The organism is Nocardia sp. NPDC058499, assembly GCF_042719915.1.
In the GTDB taxonomy this organism is placed as follows: domain Bacteria; phylum Actinomycetota; class Actinomycetes; order Mycobacteriales; family Mycobacteriaceae; genus Nocardia.
In genome coordinates this window covers 359,554-376,676 of the sequence record NZ_JBHXMZ010000002.1, presented here as the reverse complement: position 1 = coordinate 376,676, position 17,123 = coordinate 359,554, and the positions used below count along the sequence as shown (strand labels likewise).

The following is a 17,123-nucleotide window of genomic DNA, read 5'->3' as shown; positions in this document are numbered from 1 at the left end:
CGTGGTCGATTACAAGTGTTACGTCTTCGACCGCTACACCTGGGACAGTTCCGGACCCAGCCCGAAAGGCCGATGCGCGAGTTCTGCCGGGCGACGACCTCGTCGTCGCTCAGTGATAGACCGGGCCGATTGAATCGGCGAAATTCGACGTCACCGAAGGTCAGCCGGGTACGCGATCGACTGTGATCCCGCATCGAAATCTCGGTGTGACGCCTGCTGCCTCGAGCAGCAGGGTGCGGCTCGAATCTTCGGAGCTCGAGATCGGGAGGTTTACGCTGCCTGCCGAGTTCGACTTCGATGGGGTCAGGTTCGTCTACGAAGCCACAGGTAGCCGACGATCAAGGCGGCGAGAACGACGAAGTGGAAAACGACGTCGTCGGTCCGTCCACCGTTGGCGACGAGGAAGAGACCGAACAGCCACAAGGCCAGCACGGCGCCGATACAGCTGTTGAGTTGATGCCGTCGACTCCAGCCCGGTCGCGCCACCCACCGACGCAGGATCGTGGCGAGGGCCGCGGCGAATACCAGTGCGGCGAGTGTCCACACCATGAACGGTGCCGGGGTGCCGATGTAGGCGACCAGATACAGCATCAGCCACGCCAGTCCCGCACCGAATCCGACAAAGCCGACGGTCGCGGGCCCGGGGCACCGCTTCGTCGACGTGGTGGCCCATGGTTGCCGGCACCTGCCGGCCGACAACACCAGGATGATCACCGCCGCGACACCGCCGATGATCTGGGCGGCGGACAGGCGGAAATCGGACCGAACGAACGAGATGAACACGAACACGGCGAACCCGAGGGCGAACACACCCGCGAAGACGGTCAGCATCGAACGCGACAGCCAGGCGGTGTGTCGCTGGGCGGGAAAGATCAAGTGCGTCAGCACGATCGGTATGGCGATGCTCCACACCGCGTGGTATCCGGTGACCACGACCGCCCACAGCCAGTTCACCTCGAAGGCCCGCCCGTAGACGGTTTCGCCGTCCATGCCTTGCGGATTGAAGATCGTCTGTAGCCCGAGCCCTTCCTCGAGTACGGCGAAGGCGACGGCGAGCATCAACAGCCCCCACCCGTTGAGGCCCCGGCGTTGCACTACCTCCCGGACCAGCAGCACGCCCGCGCCGTAGAAGCAGAGGATCGCGATGGCCCGCAGCGGCTGGGCGAGATAGCTGAATCGAAATGCCGCCCCGACGACTTCACCGATCAGCGGTGAGAGCACGAACAGCACCAAGACCGGCAACGACGCCCTCACTGTCGCGGAAGGGAGCCGTGGCCGACCGTGCGCGCCCGCACCCAGCTCCGCGGAGCGGCCGCCCCTACCCGTCACCATGATCGCTTCCCCGCTCTCGTGTCACAGCGATGCCGTCGACGAACAGCATCGGCCAGTCGCGTTCGAACACCGCCCGGTCGGTGGTGCCGCGGTCGCGGATCTCCCGTGGCAGGTCCGTCATCGCGTTCATCAGTACCGAGGCGACGAGCCGGGCATCTGTCGACCGGAATTGGCCGCAGCGTTGTCCTTCGATGATGAACGAGCGCAGTTCCGCCAAGCCCTCGACCCGCTCGGCGTCCTCGGTCTGCCCACCTGTCTGCTGGTGGCGCGTGAACTGGGTCAACACGAGCATCGCCGGCAGGTTGTCGAGGCAGTACGTGGCGAACCGCCGCAGCATGCCTTCCAGCGCTGAGGCATAGCTGTCGTCCGCTTCGACGGGCTGCATCGCTTCGTCGACTCGCTGCTGGATCGTCGCGCGCATCTGATCGATCAGTCCCTGCCGGGAACCGAAGTGGTAGTTGATCAGTCCTGGGCTCACCTGCGCGCGCGCCGCGATCGCGGCGTTCGACGCTCTCGTCAGCCCCACCTCCGCGATCGTCTCGATCGCGGCGTCCACGAGCTGGCGTCGGCGCGCCAACTCGATGAAGCTCGGCTCAGCACGTACTGATTTCACGCTCAGAATTTTAATCGATCCATCAGAAATTTGTACTCAGGCGACAGACCAGACATGCGCGAGTGTTCGGAAAACGACAGCCGCGCCTCGAGCCCTACCTCACCGAGGGATCTTGACCTGTATATAGGTTGAGGTTCTAGCGTGGGCCTCAGTTGATCACCACGCGAGAGGGCATGCTCATGATTCTGGTCACGGGAGCCACCGGGAACATCGGACGCTCGTTGCTGAAGGAGTTGCGCGCGTTCGGCGCCGAGCCGATCAGAGCGCTCACCCGTGACACCGGTGGAGCTGCTTTCCCGGCCGGGGTCGAGGCAGTCGAGGGCGATCTGGCCGATGTTTCCTCGCTGACGGCCGCGCTGGACGGGGTGCGGTCGATGTTTCTCGTGCCGCGGCTCGGGCCGGATGCCGAGATCATCGAAATTGCTCGGCGGGCCGGTGTCGAGCATGTGGTGCTGGTGTCGTCGATTACCGTGGAGACCCATCCCCACCTCGGTCCCGCTGCCGACAACGCGGCGGTCGAGAAGCTTCTGGAGGCCAGTGGAATGGACTGGACGATCCTGCGGCCGACGCAGTTCGCGTCCAATGCCCTGATGTGGGCGTCGACTATTCAAGCGCGCCAGCCCGTTCAAGTGCCTTATGCCGACATCGGGCTCCCCACGATTCACCCCGCTGACATTGCGGCGGTGGTTCGGGTCGCGCTGACCGAGCCCGGCCACCTGGGGCAGCGGTATGCACTGACCGGTCCCGCACCGGTCAGTGCGCGTCAGCAGGTCGCAACCCTCGCCGGGCTGCTGGACCGGGACATCGAGTTCACCGAGATCACCCGGGAGGATGCCCGGCCCGGCATTGTCGAGGTTTTCGGCGAAGACGCCGCCGACGCCGTCCTGGACGTGACCGGCGGCGACGTCAACGACGCTCTGCTGCGGGTGCGCGACACGGTCGCGCGGGTGACGGGTTCAGTGGCCAGGACCTTCGCGCAATGGGCTGAGGAGAACGTAGACGCTTTCCGGTGATGTGTGCCGGGGGCGTGCTGAACGATCGGCGCACTCCTGTGCTGGTCCGGTGGTGTCGTGGTATCAGTTCTGTTCGGCGCGGGTGCCGGCGAGTCGGTAGGAGTCGGTGCCGGTTTCGATGATGTGGCCGCCGAAGGTGAGTGGGTCGACGATCGCGGCGCAGAGCCGCGGGTCGGTGAAGGTTTTCGTCCCGCCCGGTATTTCCCAGTTGGGTTTGTAGGTGGGCTCCACCAGAAGCACCCGGCCCCGCCCGTCGCGAAACAACACTCCCGCAGCCATTCGCTTGCGCGCCAGCCCGGCCACGTACTGCTCCACCGGCAGTACGCCGGTAGCCGAGGCCGAACTCGATGGTGTGCTCACCCGCGACACCCTAGCCTCGGCCCGCAATTCTGCACTGAACAGCTCGTCGTACGGCTCAGGACTCAGGTTGCCGCCTTCTTGATTCGTGCGCCGAGTGCGTCCAGTTCGTCGAGGACGAGACCGGCGCCCCATACCTGTTCCCTCTTCCGATTCGTCAGGGGGCGCAGCACTCCGGCCTCGTTCAGCCGATCGATAGCGGCGTACGCACTACTCGTGCTGAGCCGTAGCCGGTCCGAGACGTCTTCCGCAGTGATGACCGGCATGGCGATCAACGACGCCATGATTTTGGCGGCTGCACTGTGGCTGCGTACCGGACCTGTCAACTCACGCCACTGCTCCGGAATGGCGGCCAGATAGCGTGCGGTCCTGCGGGATTGAGAGGCAGCGATGCGTGAACCGGCTGTGAACGAGTGCATCAGTGGTTCCGGGTCGCCGCTTCGGTAGGCAGAGAGATCGTCGAAGTAGCGGTCCCGGTGGGCTACGAGCGCCGAGGCCAACGGGACCACAACGGTGTTCGTCACAGCTCGCCGCCGGAGCACACTGTTGATGAGCGCTCGACCGATACGGCCGTTGCCATCGGTGAACGGGTGGATGGATTCGAACTGGGCATGAGCGATCGCAGCTTGGGCCAGTGCGGGGATGTCGTCCCGGTTGGCGTACCGGATGAGGTCTTGTAGGTATTCGTCGACGGTTTCCGGCGGCGGAGGAACGTAGAGGGCCTCGCGTGGTGAGTACTTGCTGCCTCCGATCCAGTTCTGCATGTCGCGGACGCGTCCGGCGTAGTCGCCGTCCGTCGGGTCGTCCCGCATGAGTTCGCGGTGGGCGGCCGTCAGGCGGCCAGTTCGATTCTCCGGGTGGTGGTGACCTGGGTCAGAAGTACGTCGGTGGCCGTAGTCGCGGCGACCATCAACGTGGCTGATGGGTTGGCTTTCACGCCGTGTAGCGCTCGCGCATAGTCGTCGACCGCGGCGTCGATCTCCTCGATCCGAGAGGAGGCAACGCACTCGGTGCGCAGCAGTAGAGTCCCGAGAGCGCCGAGTATGGCTGGGTGCTCGGCGTCGAGTGCGGTGATTTCCTGTAACGCTGCTTCCATGTCGGCGGAGAGGCGCGAGGGCAGTCGAACGTCGGAGTCTGCGATGAATGGGGGGAGGCTGACCTCGACTTCTCGCATTGTCCGGTCGTCACGGGTCCCGCCCCTGAACTGCTGGTGCCACGGGACCACCCGGCGCTCGTGCGGGGGCCGGCCTGCGTCTTCCATAGCTCCTCCGAAACTCGGAATGTAACCGCTCTTATTCCTAGTTTTATGCTAAACCTGGAATAGTAGGCAGCCTAATCCGACTTCCCGGGGGATACGACGCTGGACTTCGGTCGAAGTTTTCGCCGCGTATATTTCTGCGTTGGGCGGGAAGCTGGAGCTGCTGGCGGATATCGGGGGCCATCTGCTGAAGATGCCGACCGACCCCGCGGCGTGAGGTGACTGTTTCCGACAGCGGGCCGCACGGTTACACCCGAGTGCTACTGCCGGTGGCTCATTCACGATGCGCCGATCAGGGCGACGTCTGTCGGGGCGGCCGGTTCGATATGAAGTGACGGCCCGACCGATCCCCGGGCCTGCGGGTGGGCTGTTCGCCTTGTCGGAGATGCGCTCCCCGGTCGCCGCCTGTCTCGGTACCCGTGAGCGCGCCGCGACACGTATGTTCGTAGCGGCTGATTTTGACGCCGTGATCTTGGCTGCGGTGATCAACGGCGTCACCAACGTCACGGTCTCATGCAGGCGTTTCAGCCCCAGGTGGCCTGGTCGGGCACGGTCGAGGTGAACACCTCATAGAAGAAGTGGCCGGGCCTCAGTTCGTTCATTCTGTGCCAGCCGCCCCATGGATCGCGCTGATAGAAGCTGAACCCTCCCATGTCGGCGTCGAAGCAGACGATGTCGGCGGTGCCGAACGGGCTCCAATAGACGTCGGTGCCGGGGCGCGGTGCCTCGAGTGGTGTGCGGAACAGGTGGCTGCACGGCGTGATCACCGGGTTGTACATGGAGGGCTGGGCGGCGGCGGACGGGGTGAGCGCGGTGAGTCCCGCAGCGGTGATCGCGGCGGCGACGAGCCCGTTGCGGACCGTGGAACGCATCTATTCGGCTCCATCTACTGGGTGGAAAAGGGTTCGCTCCCTGGTATCGGCAAATGTTCAGCTAGTAAGCGGATCCTACCAATTATCGTGGCAGTACTCCTCGATGGGGTCGGTGGCTTCCCAGCTCTTGTGGGGTCGGCGCGTGACGCTCACCGGGAAAAGCTCGCCACCCGACTTCGTGAAGAGTCGGCCACGGTGGAGTACGGGTCGAAATTGCCGATGCTCGCCGACCGGGTGGTCCGGAAGCATCCGGCCGCAAGTGAGCTCGGCCATCATCGCGGGCTACAGGTTGTTTCGTAGGGCAGATCGGGGATGTAGATCTTCCACTGTTCTCGGGACAAACCTTCGTCGAGCAGTCGACACGCGCGTTCTGGACCGTGCAGCTGGAGATCCTTGATCCTGGCGGTATCCCACAACCGCATGACGTCGTCGTCGTTGCGAGCTATGAGGAGCTTATTTCCATGCAGGACCAGCACCGAAGGGGCGGCATTTTCTTCTTCCTCCGACGGAACACTGTTGGCAGCCTTGCTGGTGCGCATTTCAATCAGTTTGCGCGGCTTCTGAATATCCGCCGCATCCCAGAACTGAATGGTGCCGTCTGCGAGACCAGCGACAAGCACGTGCCCTGCCAAATAACTCAATGAAGACACCCCCACCTGTGCGCTACCGGAAGCGATGGTGCTCTTCGGCAGCAGACGAGGTGCCGACTCGTCGGATGTGTTCCACAAACGAATCGTGCCGTCGCTGAATGCCGCGGCGAGAGTGGATCCGTCCTGTGCGAAACTCAACGAAGTTACGTCGATTGCGGCGTCTGCCTGAAGTTCGTTGAGTAGCCGCGGTGATGACGGATCCCGCACATCCCACTGCCGGACTACACCATCTCCTGCTTCGCCACTAACTCCAATACTGGTGGCAGCAACCAAGATATCCCCACTCGGGGAGAGTGCCGACGAGGTCACCGGCGTGAATTCCATGAAGGGAGGCTCATCGTCGGCAGGAATATCGACATGGACAGTGGGAACTGACGCGAGATGCGGTGCCGTCCGATCGGTGATGTCCCAGATGCGAACCGTGCCGTTGGCGAGGCCCGCAACCAGTGTGTTGCCGTCTCGGGAGACCGAGATGGAGCGCACGACAGCACCCGCCTGATCAGCGGCGACCGTGCTCACCCTGACACTCCCGGCGCCATTGAAAGGCGGAAAAATCAGCTTGCCGTCGGGTGTCATGTCGAAGGTTTCCTTGCCGGCGCCCACTTCGGGAGTGGGGGCGCGCAGCGGGTGTCCCAGTGGGCGCGGTGTAGCAGGGTCGGCGAGATCCCACAGGAAGACATTGCCGGTCGTGCTGCCGAGCGCCAATATCGGCTCGTCGCCGGGCAAGAACGACAGTGAGGAAGCAGTACCCGAGTCGCCGACCTGAATGGCCGCACCGATAGGGCGTGGCGACTCGGGATCTTCGATATCCCACAACCTGGCCCCGTCGGGGTCGAGCACACCGACGATCGCCGCGTCCGGTGTCGCCGCTGTCTGCCAGCGGCCGATACCGGTGGTCAGCGAACCGAGTGGGGCCGGGGTGATCTGGTCGGCAATATCCCACAACCGCACTGTGCCATCGCTGTACCCCGCTACCGTATATTTCCCGGCTCCGGTGAATTCTACCGCCGACACATCGGTGCGATAGCTCGGGCCGCCGAGCGGGAGCGGCGCGGCGGGATCCGAGGTATCCCACAGTCGCGTCGAACCGTCGTCGCACCCGATAGCAAGAAGTTCTTCATCGGGTGAAAAGCTCAGCGCGCCGATTTGTCCACATCCGGAAAGAGTGGCGGGATTTCCGAGCCGGCGGGGTGCGGACGGGTCCGCCAGGTCCCACAGCTGGACAGTGCTGTCGTAGGTACTTACAGCCAGGATCCCGTGCTCGGATATGGTCAGCGCCGCGACCCCACGCTCGCTGGCAACCGACAGCGGAGCGCCGAGGTGATGCGGCGCGGCGGGGTCCGAGACATCCCAGAGGACCACCGTATTTCCGGTATTCGTGGCGAGCGTATTTCCATCGGGGGAGAAGGCCGCCGTCGACGCGTCGTTCCACTTGACCGATAGAGGAGGGCCGAATCGACGAGGCGCCCGCAGATCCGTGATATTCCACAGTTCCACCGCACCGCGGCCGCTGGTCGCCAACATTCGCCCGTTCGGGGAGAACTGCACCTGCCGCCCGCTCTCGTCGCTGCCGTTGCCGTCTAATTCCAGGCGTTGACCGAGTTGATGTGGATTTTCGCGATCAGTGATATCCCACAACCATACGGTGCCGTCGAAACTGCTGGCGGCGAGGGTATTTTCGTCCGGAGAAAGAGCCATCGAGAAGATATTCGACCGCTCGCCGCTGAGCGGGTCTGCGAGCGGACGCGGTTTGGTGACGTCGGTCATATCCCACAGCTGAATGGTTCCGTCACCCAGCCCGATCGCGACTGTTCGACCGTCCGTGGAAGACACCAGCGAATTCACACCATTGTGTTGCGGAAATGTCAATGGCGCGCCGCTGTATCCGGAGGTGATGGTGGAAATGATCCCGCTGGTCGAATCGACAGAGTGGTGCAAACGGTCGGCAACGACGCCCAGTTGCAGCGCGGTGTACGGGTCGCTATTCCGCATCGAATCGGACTGTGCGACAAGTTCTCTGGCGATCGCACGTCGTTTCTGGTCGTTGGCGCTGTTGTACTGGATGAAGGCAACACCTGCGGCGGTGATCGCCCCGACGGACACAACGATCAGCCCGGTGATGAAAGCAGACCGTACGCGGCGACGGCGCGATACCGCGCGGCGCGAAGCGGACAGGAACGCCGCTACGGTGGGATCGCTGGGGCGGCGTCCGGCGAGCCGATCGTCGACGCCGGCGAGCCGCCGGTCGGAGTAGAGCAGATGCGCTCCAGGCGGATTCGTGAACCAGCGTAGCGGCCGTCGACGTGGTCGTTCGGTGCGTGCGCTGTCGTCCCAGCGCAACGCGTCGGGTTCGGCTTCTTGAACGACCTGTTCGAACTGCTCGTCCTGCTCGACCCATCGAGCCAAACGCGGCCACCCGTCGATCAATGCTTCGTGGGTGATGGTGACCGTGTCCCGCGAACCATGACCGGGGTGGTCGAGAGTGAGCAGACGGTGCGCGGCGAGCCGATCCAGCACCGACTGCGTCTGCTCGGATTCGGGCAGACTCGCACGGGCGAGAGTGCGGCGGGTCCGATCGGCCGGATTGATCAGCCGGACGAAAACACTGCGGCAGATCGTTTTTTCGTCAGTAGAGAGTGTCGTGTAGACCGCGTCCGCAGTGTCGGCGAGCGCACCACGAATACTACCCGCCGCACGATAATCGGCTACCGCCAAGACCCTGTTGCTTCGACGACGCCACGTTTCGTAGAGGACATGGCCCAGTAGCGGTAGCGCGCCCGGGTCGTAGCCTCCATTGCGGTCGGCCCCCAGATCAGCGCGGATCACATCTGTCAACCCGTCACCGAGGGCCAGCCCTGCGAGCCGGGCCGGTTTCTCGATCGCTGCCCGAATCTGGGAACGCTTCATCGCGCCTACGACCATCTGGTCCCGGCCGAGCGCTTCGGCCAGGGCGGGGAAGGCGGTGGCACGACTGACGAAATCTGCGCGCATCACCGCGATCACCACCGCCGTGGGAGCGGTCTCGCCGGCAGCTGTGGTGAGTGCGGTGATGAAGGCTTGCTGCGCGACGGGATCCTGTTCGGCGGCGAACAACTCTTCGAGCTGGTCGACAACCAGGACCAGCCGGGTTGCGTTCTGCTTCATGTGCTGCTGCGGAAGGATTTCACGCAGTAGTGGAGCCAGTTCTTCCGGCGCCGTGGTCAGCCGATCGCGCAGCTGCGCCACGTCGGTGAGCGCTGGGCCCGCGAGCACGTCGGCAAGGGCGCCGATCGGATCGTCGCCCGGTGTGAGGGTCAGCACCGGCCAGTACGCCGATGCGCCGTCAGCGGCCCGGCCGTGGGCGAGTTCAGGCAGCAGCCCGGCATGGATCAGTGACGATTTGCCCGACCCGGAACAGCCGACCACGAACAGTGGCCCGCCTCCTCCTTCAGCGCGTGAGTGCACCCGTTCGAGCAGGGTGGTGATCAGGTTTTCACGACCGTTGAAGAACCGGGCGTCGTCTCGGGTGAACGCCCGCAAACCGGGATACGGGCATACTGTTTCGCCGTCCTCGAATAACTCTTCACCGTCCGGCAGCGTCGGCACGGCAAGGGCCGGCGGCCGATAGGCGGGGTTGCCGGCCAGGACGAGACCATCGATGCGATCCACCGCGATGGTGTGCGGAGCAGGGATACCGCGAGCGGGAAGTTGCCGTGCGAGAACCTGGATAACTCCGGCCAGCGTCAGTTGTGGGCCGACCGTCGGGTCACCGTGCTCGAGCAGGTCGATCAGTAATCCGCTGAATACCGTGTGACGCTCACCGATCGGCGCCAAGGCACGCTGATCACGAGAGACCGCTGCCAACAGGCAACTACCCTGCCCGACTCGGTCGAACCCGGAGTACATTCCGGTCGACGGCGCCGAGGCTCGCCCGGCATAGCAGGCGTCGACGACAGCGACGATCCTGCGCGCAGGGCAGCTGTCTCGAAGCAGTGCACTGATATCGGCGAAGGCCAGCGCCTGGTGTCCCAGCAGGACCTGGCTCTCGTCGACCGTCGCACCGGTCGCCAGGTGCAATGCCGCATCGCTGTCGAGCACCCCGTGACCGGCGTAGTAGAGCAGAAACAGATCCCCGGCCCGCTCGGCCTCGCGCGCAATCACGGCAGCGAGCTCGGCCGGGTTACCCGGATCCTTGACAACGGTGATCTGTTCGTCGGGCACACCGCAACGCCGGACAAGAACCCGGGAGAGGTCGTCCACGGTGCTAGCGACCGCCTCCAGATCCGGCAGCGTGGAATCGGGGGCATATCGGGATGCGCCGATCAGCACGATCCGGCACTCGGGTCCCGCGAGATCCGACACCTCAGCATCCGTCCGGATTTTCGGGCTCGCGTAGGTCCTGCCGCGCACGCTGCTCGTCGTTCACCGGCTCGGATCTCGCTGCCAGACCTGCCACCCGATCGACCAGAGCGTCGAGATCTGCCGCACTCAAACCCTTTACGTTGCTCGCGCTCACACTCCCGGACGTGCCGCCAGGTCCTTTGACCGTCACGCTCACATCACCACGACGGGCCTTCAGCCAAGCGATCAGAACGTTGGCGGCAACTCGGGCCGTCACCAGCGCAGCGCTGCCACTACCCAGCCATATCAGCAGGCCTCCGACCAGCTCACCGGACATCGTGCCCGGATCCGCCGGTTGGCGTTGCAACGTGACGCGCCCCCGCAACTCCGGCTCGTCCAACAGCCAGCGTCGTGCGCCGGACACGACATCGGCTGATGCCGCACCGGACACTTCCACGAGCAATTCCATAACATCCCCGGGTAATCATTCACCGTCGGGTCGATACCGATCGACGTGTGGCGAGCACGATATCCGATCCGGGGAGTCCGCGCAGCGGAACCGGGAGCGGAGCTGTCTGAGATCGTTTGGGCGGGAGGGTGATTGTAGAGGCTGAGGCCATTCCGACGACACTCCTGCGGTGCTGATGGTCCGCAAAGCGACGGCGGCTACGGCTACGACAGCACCGATCTGGCCACCATCCGCTATCGCATCACCACCTTGCACGCCGACCGGCTGCTGTACGTCACCGATTCCCGTCAGGCCCTGCACTTCCAGCTCGTTTTCGAAGCCGCCCGCCGCGCCGGCTGGCTCACCGACGCCGTCACCGTCGACCACGTCGCCTACGGCACCGTCCTCGGTCCCGACGGCAAACCCTTCAAAACCCGCGCAGGCGGCACTGTCCGCCTGATGGACCTGCTCGACGACGCCGTCACCGCCGCCCGCACCGTGGTCACCGAGAAGAACCCCGACCTGCCCGCCGCCGAACTCGACGCCATCGCCGAACAGGCCGGCATCGGCGCGGTGAAATACGCCGACCTGTCCACCAGCCGGATCAAGGACTACACCTTCGACCCCGCCCGCATGACCGCGTTCAACGGCAACACCGGCGTCTACCTACAATACGCGCACGCGCGAATCTGCTCGATTCTGCGCAAAGCGGAAGAGCTGGACGGTATTTCGGTGGACGCGAGTATCGCCCTCGAGCCCGCCGAACGGGAACTCGGTCTCACCCTGGACGGGTACGGAACGGTCATCGACGAGGTCGCAACCACGCTCGAACCCCATCGTCTGGCCGGCTACCTCTACGAACTCGCCCGCGCCTTCACCGGCTTCTACGACGCCTGCCCGGTCCTGACAGCCCCCGAACCCGTCCGCGGCAACCGCCTCGCCCTGTCCCAGCTGACCGCCCGAACCCTCGGCCACTGCCTCGGACTACTGGGGATCGCCGCGCCGGAGCGGCTCTGACCGAGAGCGAGGGCATACCAACGCTTCGGTTTGCCGTCACTACCGTGGGCGACGTCTGGCGCTAATTTTGGCGCCGTGACCTTGGCTGCGGTGATCAACGCCGTACGTTGGGAAAATCCCAACGTGTAGGTAGCATGGATGTATGGACGAGACGCTTGTAGCAGTGGGGGATCGCATTCGTTCACTGATGCCGTCCGGAATGAGTCAGCGACGACTCGCAGGTCAGGCCGGTATGAAGCCTGATGCATTGTCTCGTGCATTGAACGGGCAGCGAGGGTTTTCCTCGACTGAGCTGGCCAGGATCGCGGAGGAACTCGGTGCTGACCTCTACTGGCTTGCTACCGGAAACGAGGACCCGCGCCGAGTCCAGATCGCTGCCCGGCACAGTTGGGATCCGGAACGACGTGTGTCCAGCAACCCGGGCCGCTCCCACGACGACGCGATCCTCGCGCAGGTAATCGAGGTATACAACGCGGCCTTTCCCGAGGGGCCTCCCGCAAGCGAACCGTTACCGGATGAACCAGCCCGAATGCGTGGCGTGCTGGGCGATGATTTTGTGCAAACGTTCGGTGCGGTTGTCGAGGCGCGGTTGGGCGTCGACGTGGTGCGTCTTCCGGGACTCACCACCGATTACTCCCTCAGCATCGGCTCTCGGGCGGTTGTGCTGCTTGCCACCACGCCGAGTTGGTTCCGGAGCAACTGGTCGCTGGCCCACGAGCTGGCGCATCTCGCGCTCGGGCACCACAGTGGAATCGCGGAACCTGCTGAGCAAGACGAGGCGCCTGCCAACAGTTTCGCGGCTGAACTGCTCCTACCGAGGGAACTGGTCGAACGAGAAGACTGGCAGCGGATGGATGAGCGTCGATTGGCCGGATTTCTGTGGCGAACCGGTGTCTCGGCCCTCGCCCTGAAGACTCGTCTCGACTGGCTCCGCATCACGCCGGCGCCGAGTATCACCGCTGCCATGAAGGAGACGACACCGAAGCTGATCCGTGCCCACGCTGAGGTAGCCGGAGGAACGGAAAAGGTCGCTGTGCGACAGCAGGGCTCTTCGTCGCGCGTCTTTCCTTCCGCCGTGCTCGATGCACTGCAACGTCGCGTCGACGCAGGCAGGGTATCTCCTGAGTATCTCGCTTGGGCGCTCGATGTTCCTGTCGACGAGATAGATTTTCCTGTCCCGGATGACGAGCAGGTCGCCGATGCGTACGCCCGCAGGTTGGAGGACCGGCCGAGCGCCGCCGATCTGGGGAAGTGGGTCGCGGCGAATAACAGGTTGGCTGGGTGACCGCTCCGATACTGCGCTGGGAAAAGATCACAAAACGCCGGGATGCAATACCGCTGCAGACATTTTCGTGCACGTTGCCACTGCCTCGAAGCCCCGGGGGTCGGAGGCTCCCTCACGAGAAGCCATGGGAATACGAGGTCCAAAGCCACTTCCGCGAATGCTCGAAGCGCTTGAAGGACGGCAGTTTGCTCCTCGTCGGCCGCGACGTACCCGGTGCGGAGATCGTTGCCGCTGTGCACCTGATGCTCGACTGCTCCGTACCTGGACTATTCGTCGCCCATATCGCAGCAATCGGCGTCAGCAATGCCGTTCGCGGCCGGGGCGGCGACGTGGCCGACATGACTCTCGGCGAAGTGCGCCGTTGCATCGTTGAACGCGCGGTATCCCTCGGCCGCGGCGTCGCCGTAGCGAGTGCGTCGATTCACCGACAGAACCGCCCGAGCGAGTTGCTCTTCGAAAGAGCAGGCTTCGAGCCGCGCTCCGCTCCCGTCGGCGACTACCAGGAGTGGGCCTGTCGCATCCTGTAATCGGTTGCACCCTATCGTCGACCGCGCTTCCGAAGCCCAACAGCGTCGCCGCCTGCGGCAGGACACGGGTGGTTCGCGTCGATGAACTCGGCGTGCCCCTCCAGTCCGAGGCGGGCGCACAGCCGCTCGAACTCCTCCAGGCCCGTCATCATCTCCGCGCGCTGCTCGGGGCTCGCGCCGTCGAAGCCCCAGAGGACGCCTGCCGGGAGCTCATGGACGGCGCCGTGAGCCAGGCCAGACCACGAAAATACCGATCTCGGTCGGTAGTGGGCTCGGTGTCCATTCACGCCTCCGACGTATCGACCTACGCTCGACCCGAATCATCGGCCGCGGAATGCCGGGCGCCGACAGGGGCACTGCTACGCCGCATCATTTTCGGAGGTTGTCCAGGATCTTCCCGATCTGATACCGGCAGATCCGGTCGGCCTCGGCCTGGTCGAAAGCCTTGTCCGAGATGACTTTCACGTCGACGTCGACCAGGACATTGCTGTCCTTGATCGCCATTGTGTAGCCCAGATACCGGTCCGAGTCCGGAGGATTCCGGACTCCGTAGTACCCGCCCTCCCCAAGCCCGGTCACCGAACCGAACACGTAGTCATCGGGCAGTATTTCGGTATCCGACCTCTTGGCGCGATCGAGCTCCAACCCATACAGATCGGTCTCGAACGCCACATCGATCTTGAAGGTGACGTAGGCACCGTTCGGTCCGGAGTTCGTTGTACGACAGTCGATCGACGGACCGCCGTATTGCCCGGCGATATCTTCGTGGTGCACGAGTTCCGTCTGGTCCGGCGCCCATGGATCGAAGACCGTGGTATCGACCAGATGACAAGTATTCGTGACCCCTTCCGGCGAGTAGTCCCCGGCCCACGGGTCGGCTTCGTCATCGCCACCCGATCTCGATGCGACGACCCCGATGCCGACCACCGTGAGCACCAGAACCACCACCATGGCCACCACGAGCCCGATGATCAGGCCGACATTGCTACGGGAGCCCGGCGGACCGGGCATACCTGGATAGGGCGCAGGCGCGAATCCCATTGGCGACGACGGTCCTCCGTGTTGCCACAGCTGCGGCGGCGCTCCTCCCATCGGGTGTGGCTGTGGTTGCCCCGTCATGCCTGGACCGGGCGCCTGCATGTTCGGGTGGAACTGCGGACCGCCGGGAAACGGCTGCTGCCCACCGGGATACTGCTGCTGGACAGCGGGGCCATTCGGAGGCGTGGCCGCTCCGTGCGCTCCCCATGCGAAACCCTCGGCGCGGTTCTGCCCCCGCTGTCTTTCGTCGACCATCAGTACATCCTCTTTTACAGCGCGGGGCTCCCCCGACCCAGGATGGATAGTACCCATGCCGACCGGCGTTCGTGCTCGTTGGTTCCGGAGGCCGACGTGCGGAATCACCGGTATCCGGCAGGCTCGGTGATCCATCAGTCCGAAGTCTTGATCATGCCGGCGCGCCAACGACGGTCGGGAAGGTACGTCCGTGCTCACGGTAGTTCAGAACGTCGCCACTGGCGGCGAGGAGGCCGGTTCGACCCGGTCGTTGCGCGATGAGATCGTCCGCGACGGCGCCAGGCAGATGCTGACCGCAGCGTTGAAAGGTCGGTCGCCGTCTGTTCGCTGTGACGGCCGAACTCACGAAACTTGCGGGCTGGGCTGCCTACGATCTCGAGGAACATGGTCTGGCGCAGCGGTATCTGATCCAAGCACTTCGGATGGCGTGAGCAGCCGGTGACGCCGCACTGGGCGCGGAGATCCTGGCGGCGATGAGTCACCAGGCGACCTACGTGGGTCGGCCCGGCGATGCGGTGGACCTCGCACGCGCAGCGCAGATCGCGGCGCGCTCGGCCGGCCTTCCCGCGCTGGAAGCCGGATGCCACATGGTAGAAGCCCACGGCCACGCCGCTCGCTCCGATGCACGATCCTGCGGGGGCTCGTTGAACGCGGCCGAGGGCGCATTCCACCGGGACAGTCCCGTGTCTATGCAGGAGGCTTTCTGGTCGAGTCGCTGGACTTCGTGAACGTCGTCCGCGCCAAGGCGGGTGCTGGTGTACAGGTTCGGATCCTGCTGGGCGAAAGTGACGCACCGGAGGCCGTAGCACGGGGGCGTGAAGAAGGCTTGCCCTCGCTGGCGAAGCGGTGTGAGTCGACGCTGGAGTATCTTCGGGAAACGATGGACCTGCCGATGGTAGATATCCGGATGCATCGGACCACGCTGTACAACAGCATCTACCGATTCGGCGACTCGCTGCTGGTCAACACCCACAGCTACGGTGCGTACGCGTCGAAATCTCCAGTTCAGCACCTCCAGAATGTTCCTGGCGGACGACTCTTCGCCTACTACATGAATTCGTTCGAGGCTGTCTGGAAGACAGGCCGCACCGTAACCTGACCTCATGGGACGGCGAATCGACTACCACCAAGACCCCCACGCACCGGCCGCGAACAGTGTCCGCCCAAGCGCAGCCGCATTCGTCCAGAAGGGCGGGGAAGTCCTGCTGATTTGCCGGTCTGACAACGGCAACTGGTCCATGCCGGGAGGCGCGCACGACCCGGGTGAATCCCTCAGCCGCACCGCTGTTCGCGAGACTCGAGAAGAGACGGGAGTGGACATCCAACTAGTCGGCATTGTCGGCATCTTCACCGATCCGACCCACGTCATCCACTACACGAGCAACGACGAGGTTCGTCAGAATTCACCGTTGTATACCGCGGCGAGCCGATCGGTGGCCAACCCATGACGAGCAGCGAGAGCACGCGCGTCGAGTGGGTACCGGTCGAGCAGATACCCGACTTACCGATGGACCGCAGCCAGCGCAAGCGCATCGACTGGGCGCTGAACGAGAGCGGACCTCATATCGACCCCGATACGCGCTGAACGGCTGCACGCAGTCGCGGTTCCGCCTTGATAATCGCGGTGTGAACGGCACTGCCCGGTTCGTAGCGCCGCAAGATTTCAGCGAGCCGCTCACCCACCGTGAAATCCTCTCCGTTCGGACCCGTCGACAGGTCGGACCACCACAGAAAATCCGCGGCCTTGTCGAGCCCGGCCACATTCGGGAGCCGGAACTCATCGAATATGTCCGCGCCAAGGCCTCTCACTCCAGCCTCGACCTCCGCTGCAGTGTGAAATGCGACCATATGGCACACGACCGGCGAGTACCCGAGTGACCGCAGCAACCGGGCACCGTCTATCGGGTGAAACCTGAGGTCAGGATGCCCGTAGCCGACGTCATGCAGGTTGGCAGCTTCCACCGCGTCCCCACGAAGATCGGCCGGCAGTAACTTCGCTATGGACTCCATCCGCTGTCCCACCGCGACCGAGTGAGCCCGACGCGATTCGCTCAGCAGAGCCAGCAGTTCAGCCACAGCCAGATTCACGGCCGCTATGGTACGCCCGGCATCACGGAAGCAAGCTGTGGCTTCTTCTC

General features: G+C 64.3%; 16 protein-coding genes and 1 pseudogene. 7 read left to right on the top strand and 10 right to left on the bottom strand.

The genetic code is table 11. The features are described from left to right. Positions 1–303: 303 nt before the first annotated feature. Positions 304–1,242 carry a hypothetical protein gene (locus ACFWPH_RS06880; RefSeq protein ID WP_378748645.1) on the bottom strand — a complete coding sequence of 313 codons (939 nt, stop codon included), beginning with the start codon at positions 1,240–1,242 and terminating at the stop codon, positions 304–306. A gap of 76 nt (positions 1,243–1,318) precedes the next feature. Continuing rightward, complete coding sequence (locus ACFWPH_RS06875; protein WP_378748644.1) at positions 1,319–1,888, bottom strand: TetR/AcrR family transcriptional regulator; 570 nt, start codon at positions 1,886–1,888, stop codon at positions 1,319–1,321. Between the two features lie 230 nt (positions 1,889–2,118). On the opposite strand from ACFWPH_RS06875, the gene ACFWPH_RS06870 reads away from it, so the two are divergent. After that, on the top strand, positions 2,119–2,958 hold the full coding sequence (locus ACFWPH_RS06870; RefSeq protein WP_378749413.1) for an NAD(P)H-binding protein: 840 nt from the start codon (positions 2,119–2,121) through the stop codon (positions 2,956–2,958). A 63-nt stretch (positions 2,959–3,021) separates the two neighbouring features. Here ACFWPH_RS06870 and ACFWPH_RS06865 read toward each other — a convergent pair. The 6 genes and pseudogenes from ACFWPH_RS06865 to ACFWPH_RS06840 all read right to left on the bottom strand — a co-directional run. After that, positions 3,022–3,153, bottom strand: a pseudogene (locus ACFWPH_RS06865) (AAA family ATPase); the annotation flags it as partial. Positions 3,154–3,380: 227 nt separating this feature from the next. After that, entirely contained in the window at positions 3,381–4,127 is a 747-nt protein-coding gene (locus tag ACFWPH_RS06860) for a Fic family protein (protein WP_378748643.1), read from the bottom strand. A gap of 20 nt (positions 4,128–4,147) precedes the next feature. Beyond that, entirely contained in the window at positions 4,148–4,576 is a 429-nt protein-coding gene (locus ACFWPH_RS06855; protein WP_378748642.1) for a hypothetical protein, read from the bottom strand. Between the two features lie 521 nt (positions 4,577–5,097). Beyond that, on the bottom strand, positions 5,098–5,445 hold the full coding sequence (locus ACFWPH_RS06850) for a hypothetical protein (RefSeq protein ID WP_378748641.1): 348 nt from the start codon (positions 5,443–5,445) through the stop codon (positions 5,098–5,100). Positions 5,446–5,717: 272 nt separating this feature from the next. After that, positions 5,718–10,436: an AAA family ATPase gene (locus ACFWPH_RS06845; protein ID WP_378748640.1), complete on the bottom strand. Its 4,719-nt coding sequence runs from the start codon at positions 10,434–10,436 to the stop codon at positions 5,718–5,720. Between the two features lies 1 nt (position 10,437). Then, positions 10,438–10,884 carry a hypothetical protein gene (locus ACFWPH_RS06840; RefSeq protein WP_378748639.1) on the bottom strand — a complete coding sequence of 149 codons (447 nt, stop codon included), beginning with the start codon at positions 10,882–10,884 and terminating at the stop codon, positions 10,438–10,440. A 141-nt stretch (positions 10,885–11,025) separates the two neighbouring features. Here ACFWPH_RS06840 and argS point away from each other — a divergent pair, with 141 nt between their 5' ends. The 3 genes from argS to ACFWPH_RS06825 all read left to right on the top strand — a co-directional run bounded on the left by argS (position 11,026) and on the right by ACFWPH_RS06825 (position 13,692). Next, the gene (gene argS, locus ACFWPH_RS06835; protein ID WP_378749411.1) at positions 11,026–11,880 is read left to right on the top strand and encodes an arginine--tRNA ligase; all 855 of its coding nucleotides are present in this window, start codon (positions 11,026–11,028) and stop codon (positions 11,878–11,880) included. A gap of 142 nt (positions 11,881–12,022) precedes the next feature. Continuing rightward, complete coding sequence (locus tag ACFWPH_RS06830; protein ID WP_378748638.1) at positions 12,023–13,165, top strand: helix-turn-helix domain-containing protein; 1,143 nt, start codon at positions 12,023–12,025, stop codon at positions 13,163–13,165. 170 nt (positions 13,166–13,335) lie between these two features. Next, a complete protein-coding gene (locus ACFWPH_RS06825) occupies positions 13,336–13,692 on the top strand; it encodes a hypothetical protein (protein ID WP_378748637.1) in 357 nt (118 codons plus the stop codon). 369 nt (positions 13,693–14,061) lie between these two features. On the opposite strand, the gene ACFWPH_RS06820 is transcribed toward ACFWPH_RS06825, so the two are convergent. Further along, complete coding sequence (locus ACFWPH_RS06820) at positions 14,062–14,703, bottom strand: hypothetical protein (protein ID WP_378748636.1); 642 nt, start codon at positions 14,701–14,703, stop codon at positions 14,062–14,064. Positions 14,704–15,709: 1,006 nt separating this feature from the next. Between ACFWPH_RS06820 and ACFWPH_RS06815 the strand changes: the two genes are divergently transcribed. Genes ACFWPH_RS06815 through ACFWPH_RS06805 form a run of 3 tightly spaced genes read left to right on the top strand, consistent with a single transcriptional unit; the run spans position 15,710 to position 16,570 of the window. Next, positions 15,710–16,084: a hypothetical protein gene (locus ACFWPH_RS06815; protein ID WP_378748634.1), complete on the top strand. Its 375-nt coding sequence runs from the start codon at positions 15,710–15,712 to the stop codon at positions 16,082–16,084. 4 nt (positions 16,085–16,088) lie between these two features. After that, a complete protein-coding gene (locus tag ACFWPH_RS06810; protein WP_378748632.1) occupies positions 16,089–16,433 on the top strand; it encodes an NUDIX hydrolase in 345 nt (114 codons plus the stop codon). After that, positions 16,430–16,570: a hypothetical protein gene (locus ACFWPH_RS06805; protein WP_378748630.1), complete on the top strand. Its 141-nt coding sequence runs from the start codon at positions 16,430–16,432 to the stop codon at positions 16,568–16,570. Before ACFWPH_RS06810 ends, ACFWPH_RS06805 begins: the two co-directional genes overlap by 4 nt. On the opposite strand, the gene ACFWPH_RS06800 is transcribed toward ACFWPH_RS06805, so the two are convergent. Continuing rightward, positions 16,546–17,073, bottom strand: a complete 528-nt coding sequence (locus ACFWPH_RS06800) for an HD domain-containing protein (RefSeq protein ID WP_378748628.1) — start codon at positions 17,071–17,073, stop codon at positions 16,546–16,548. The two genes, ACFWPH_RS06805 and ACFWPH_RS06800, sit on opposite strands and share 25 nt — an antisense overlap. Between the last annotated feature and the right edge of the window lie 50 nt (positions 17,074–17,123).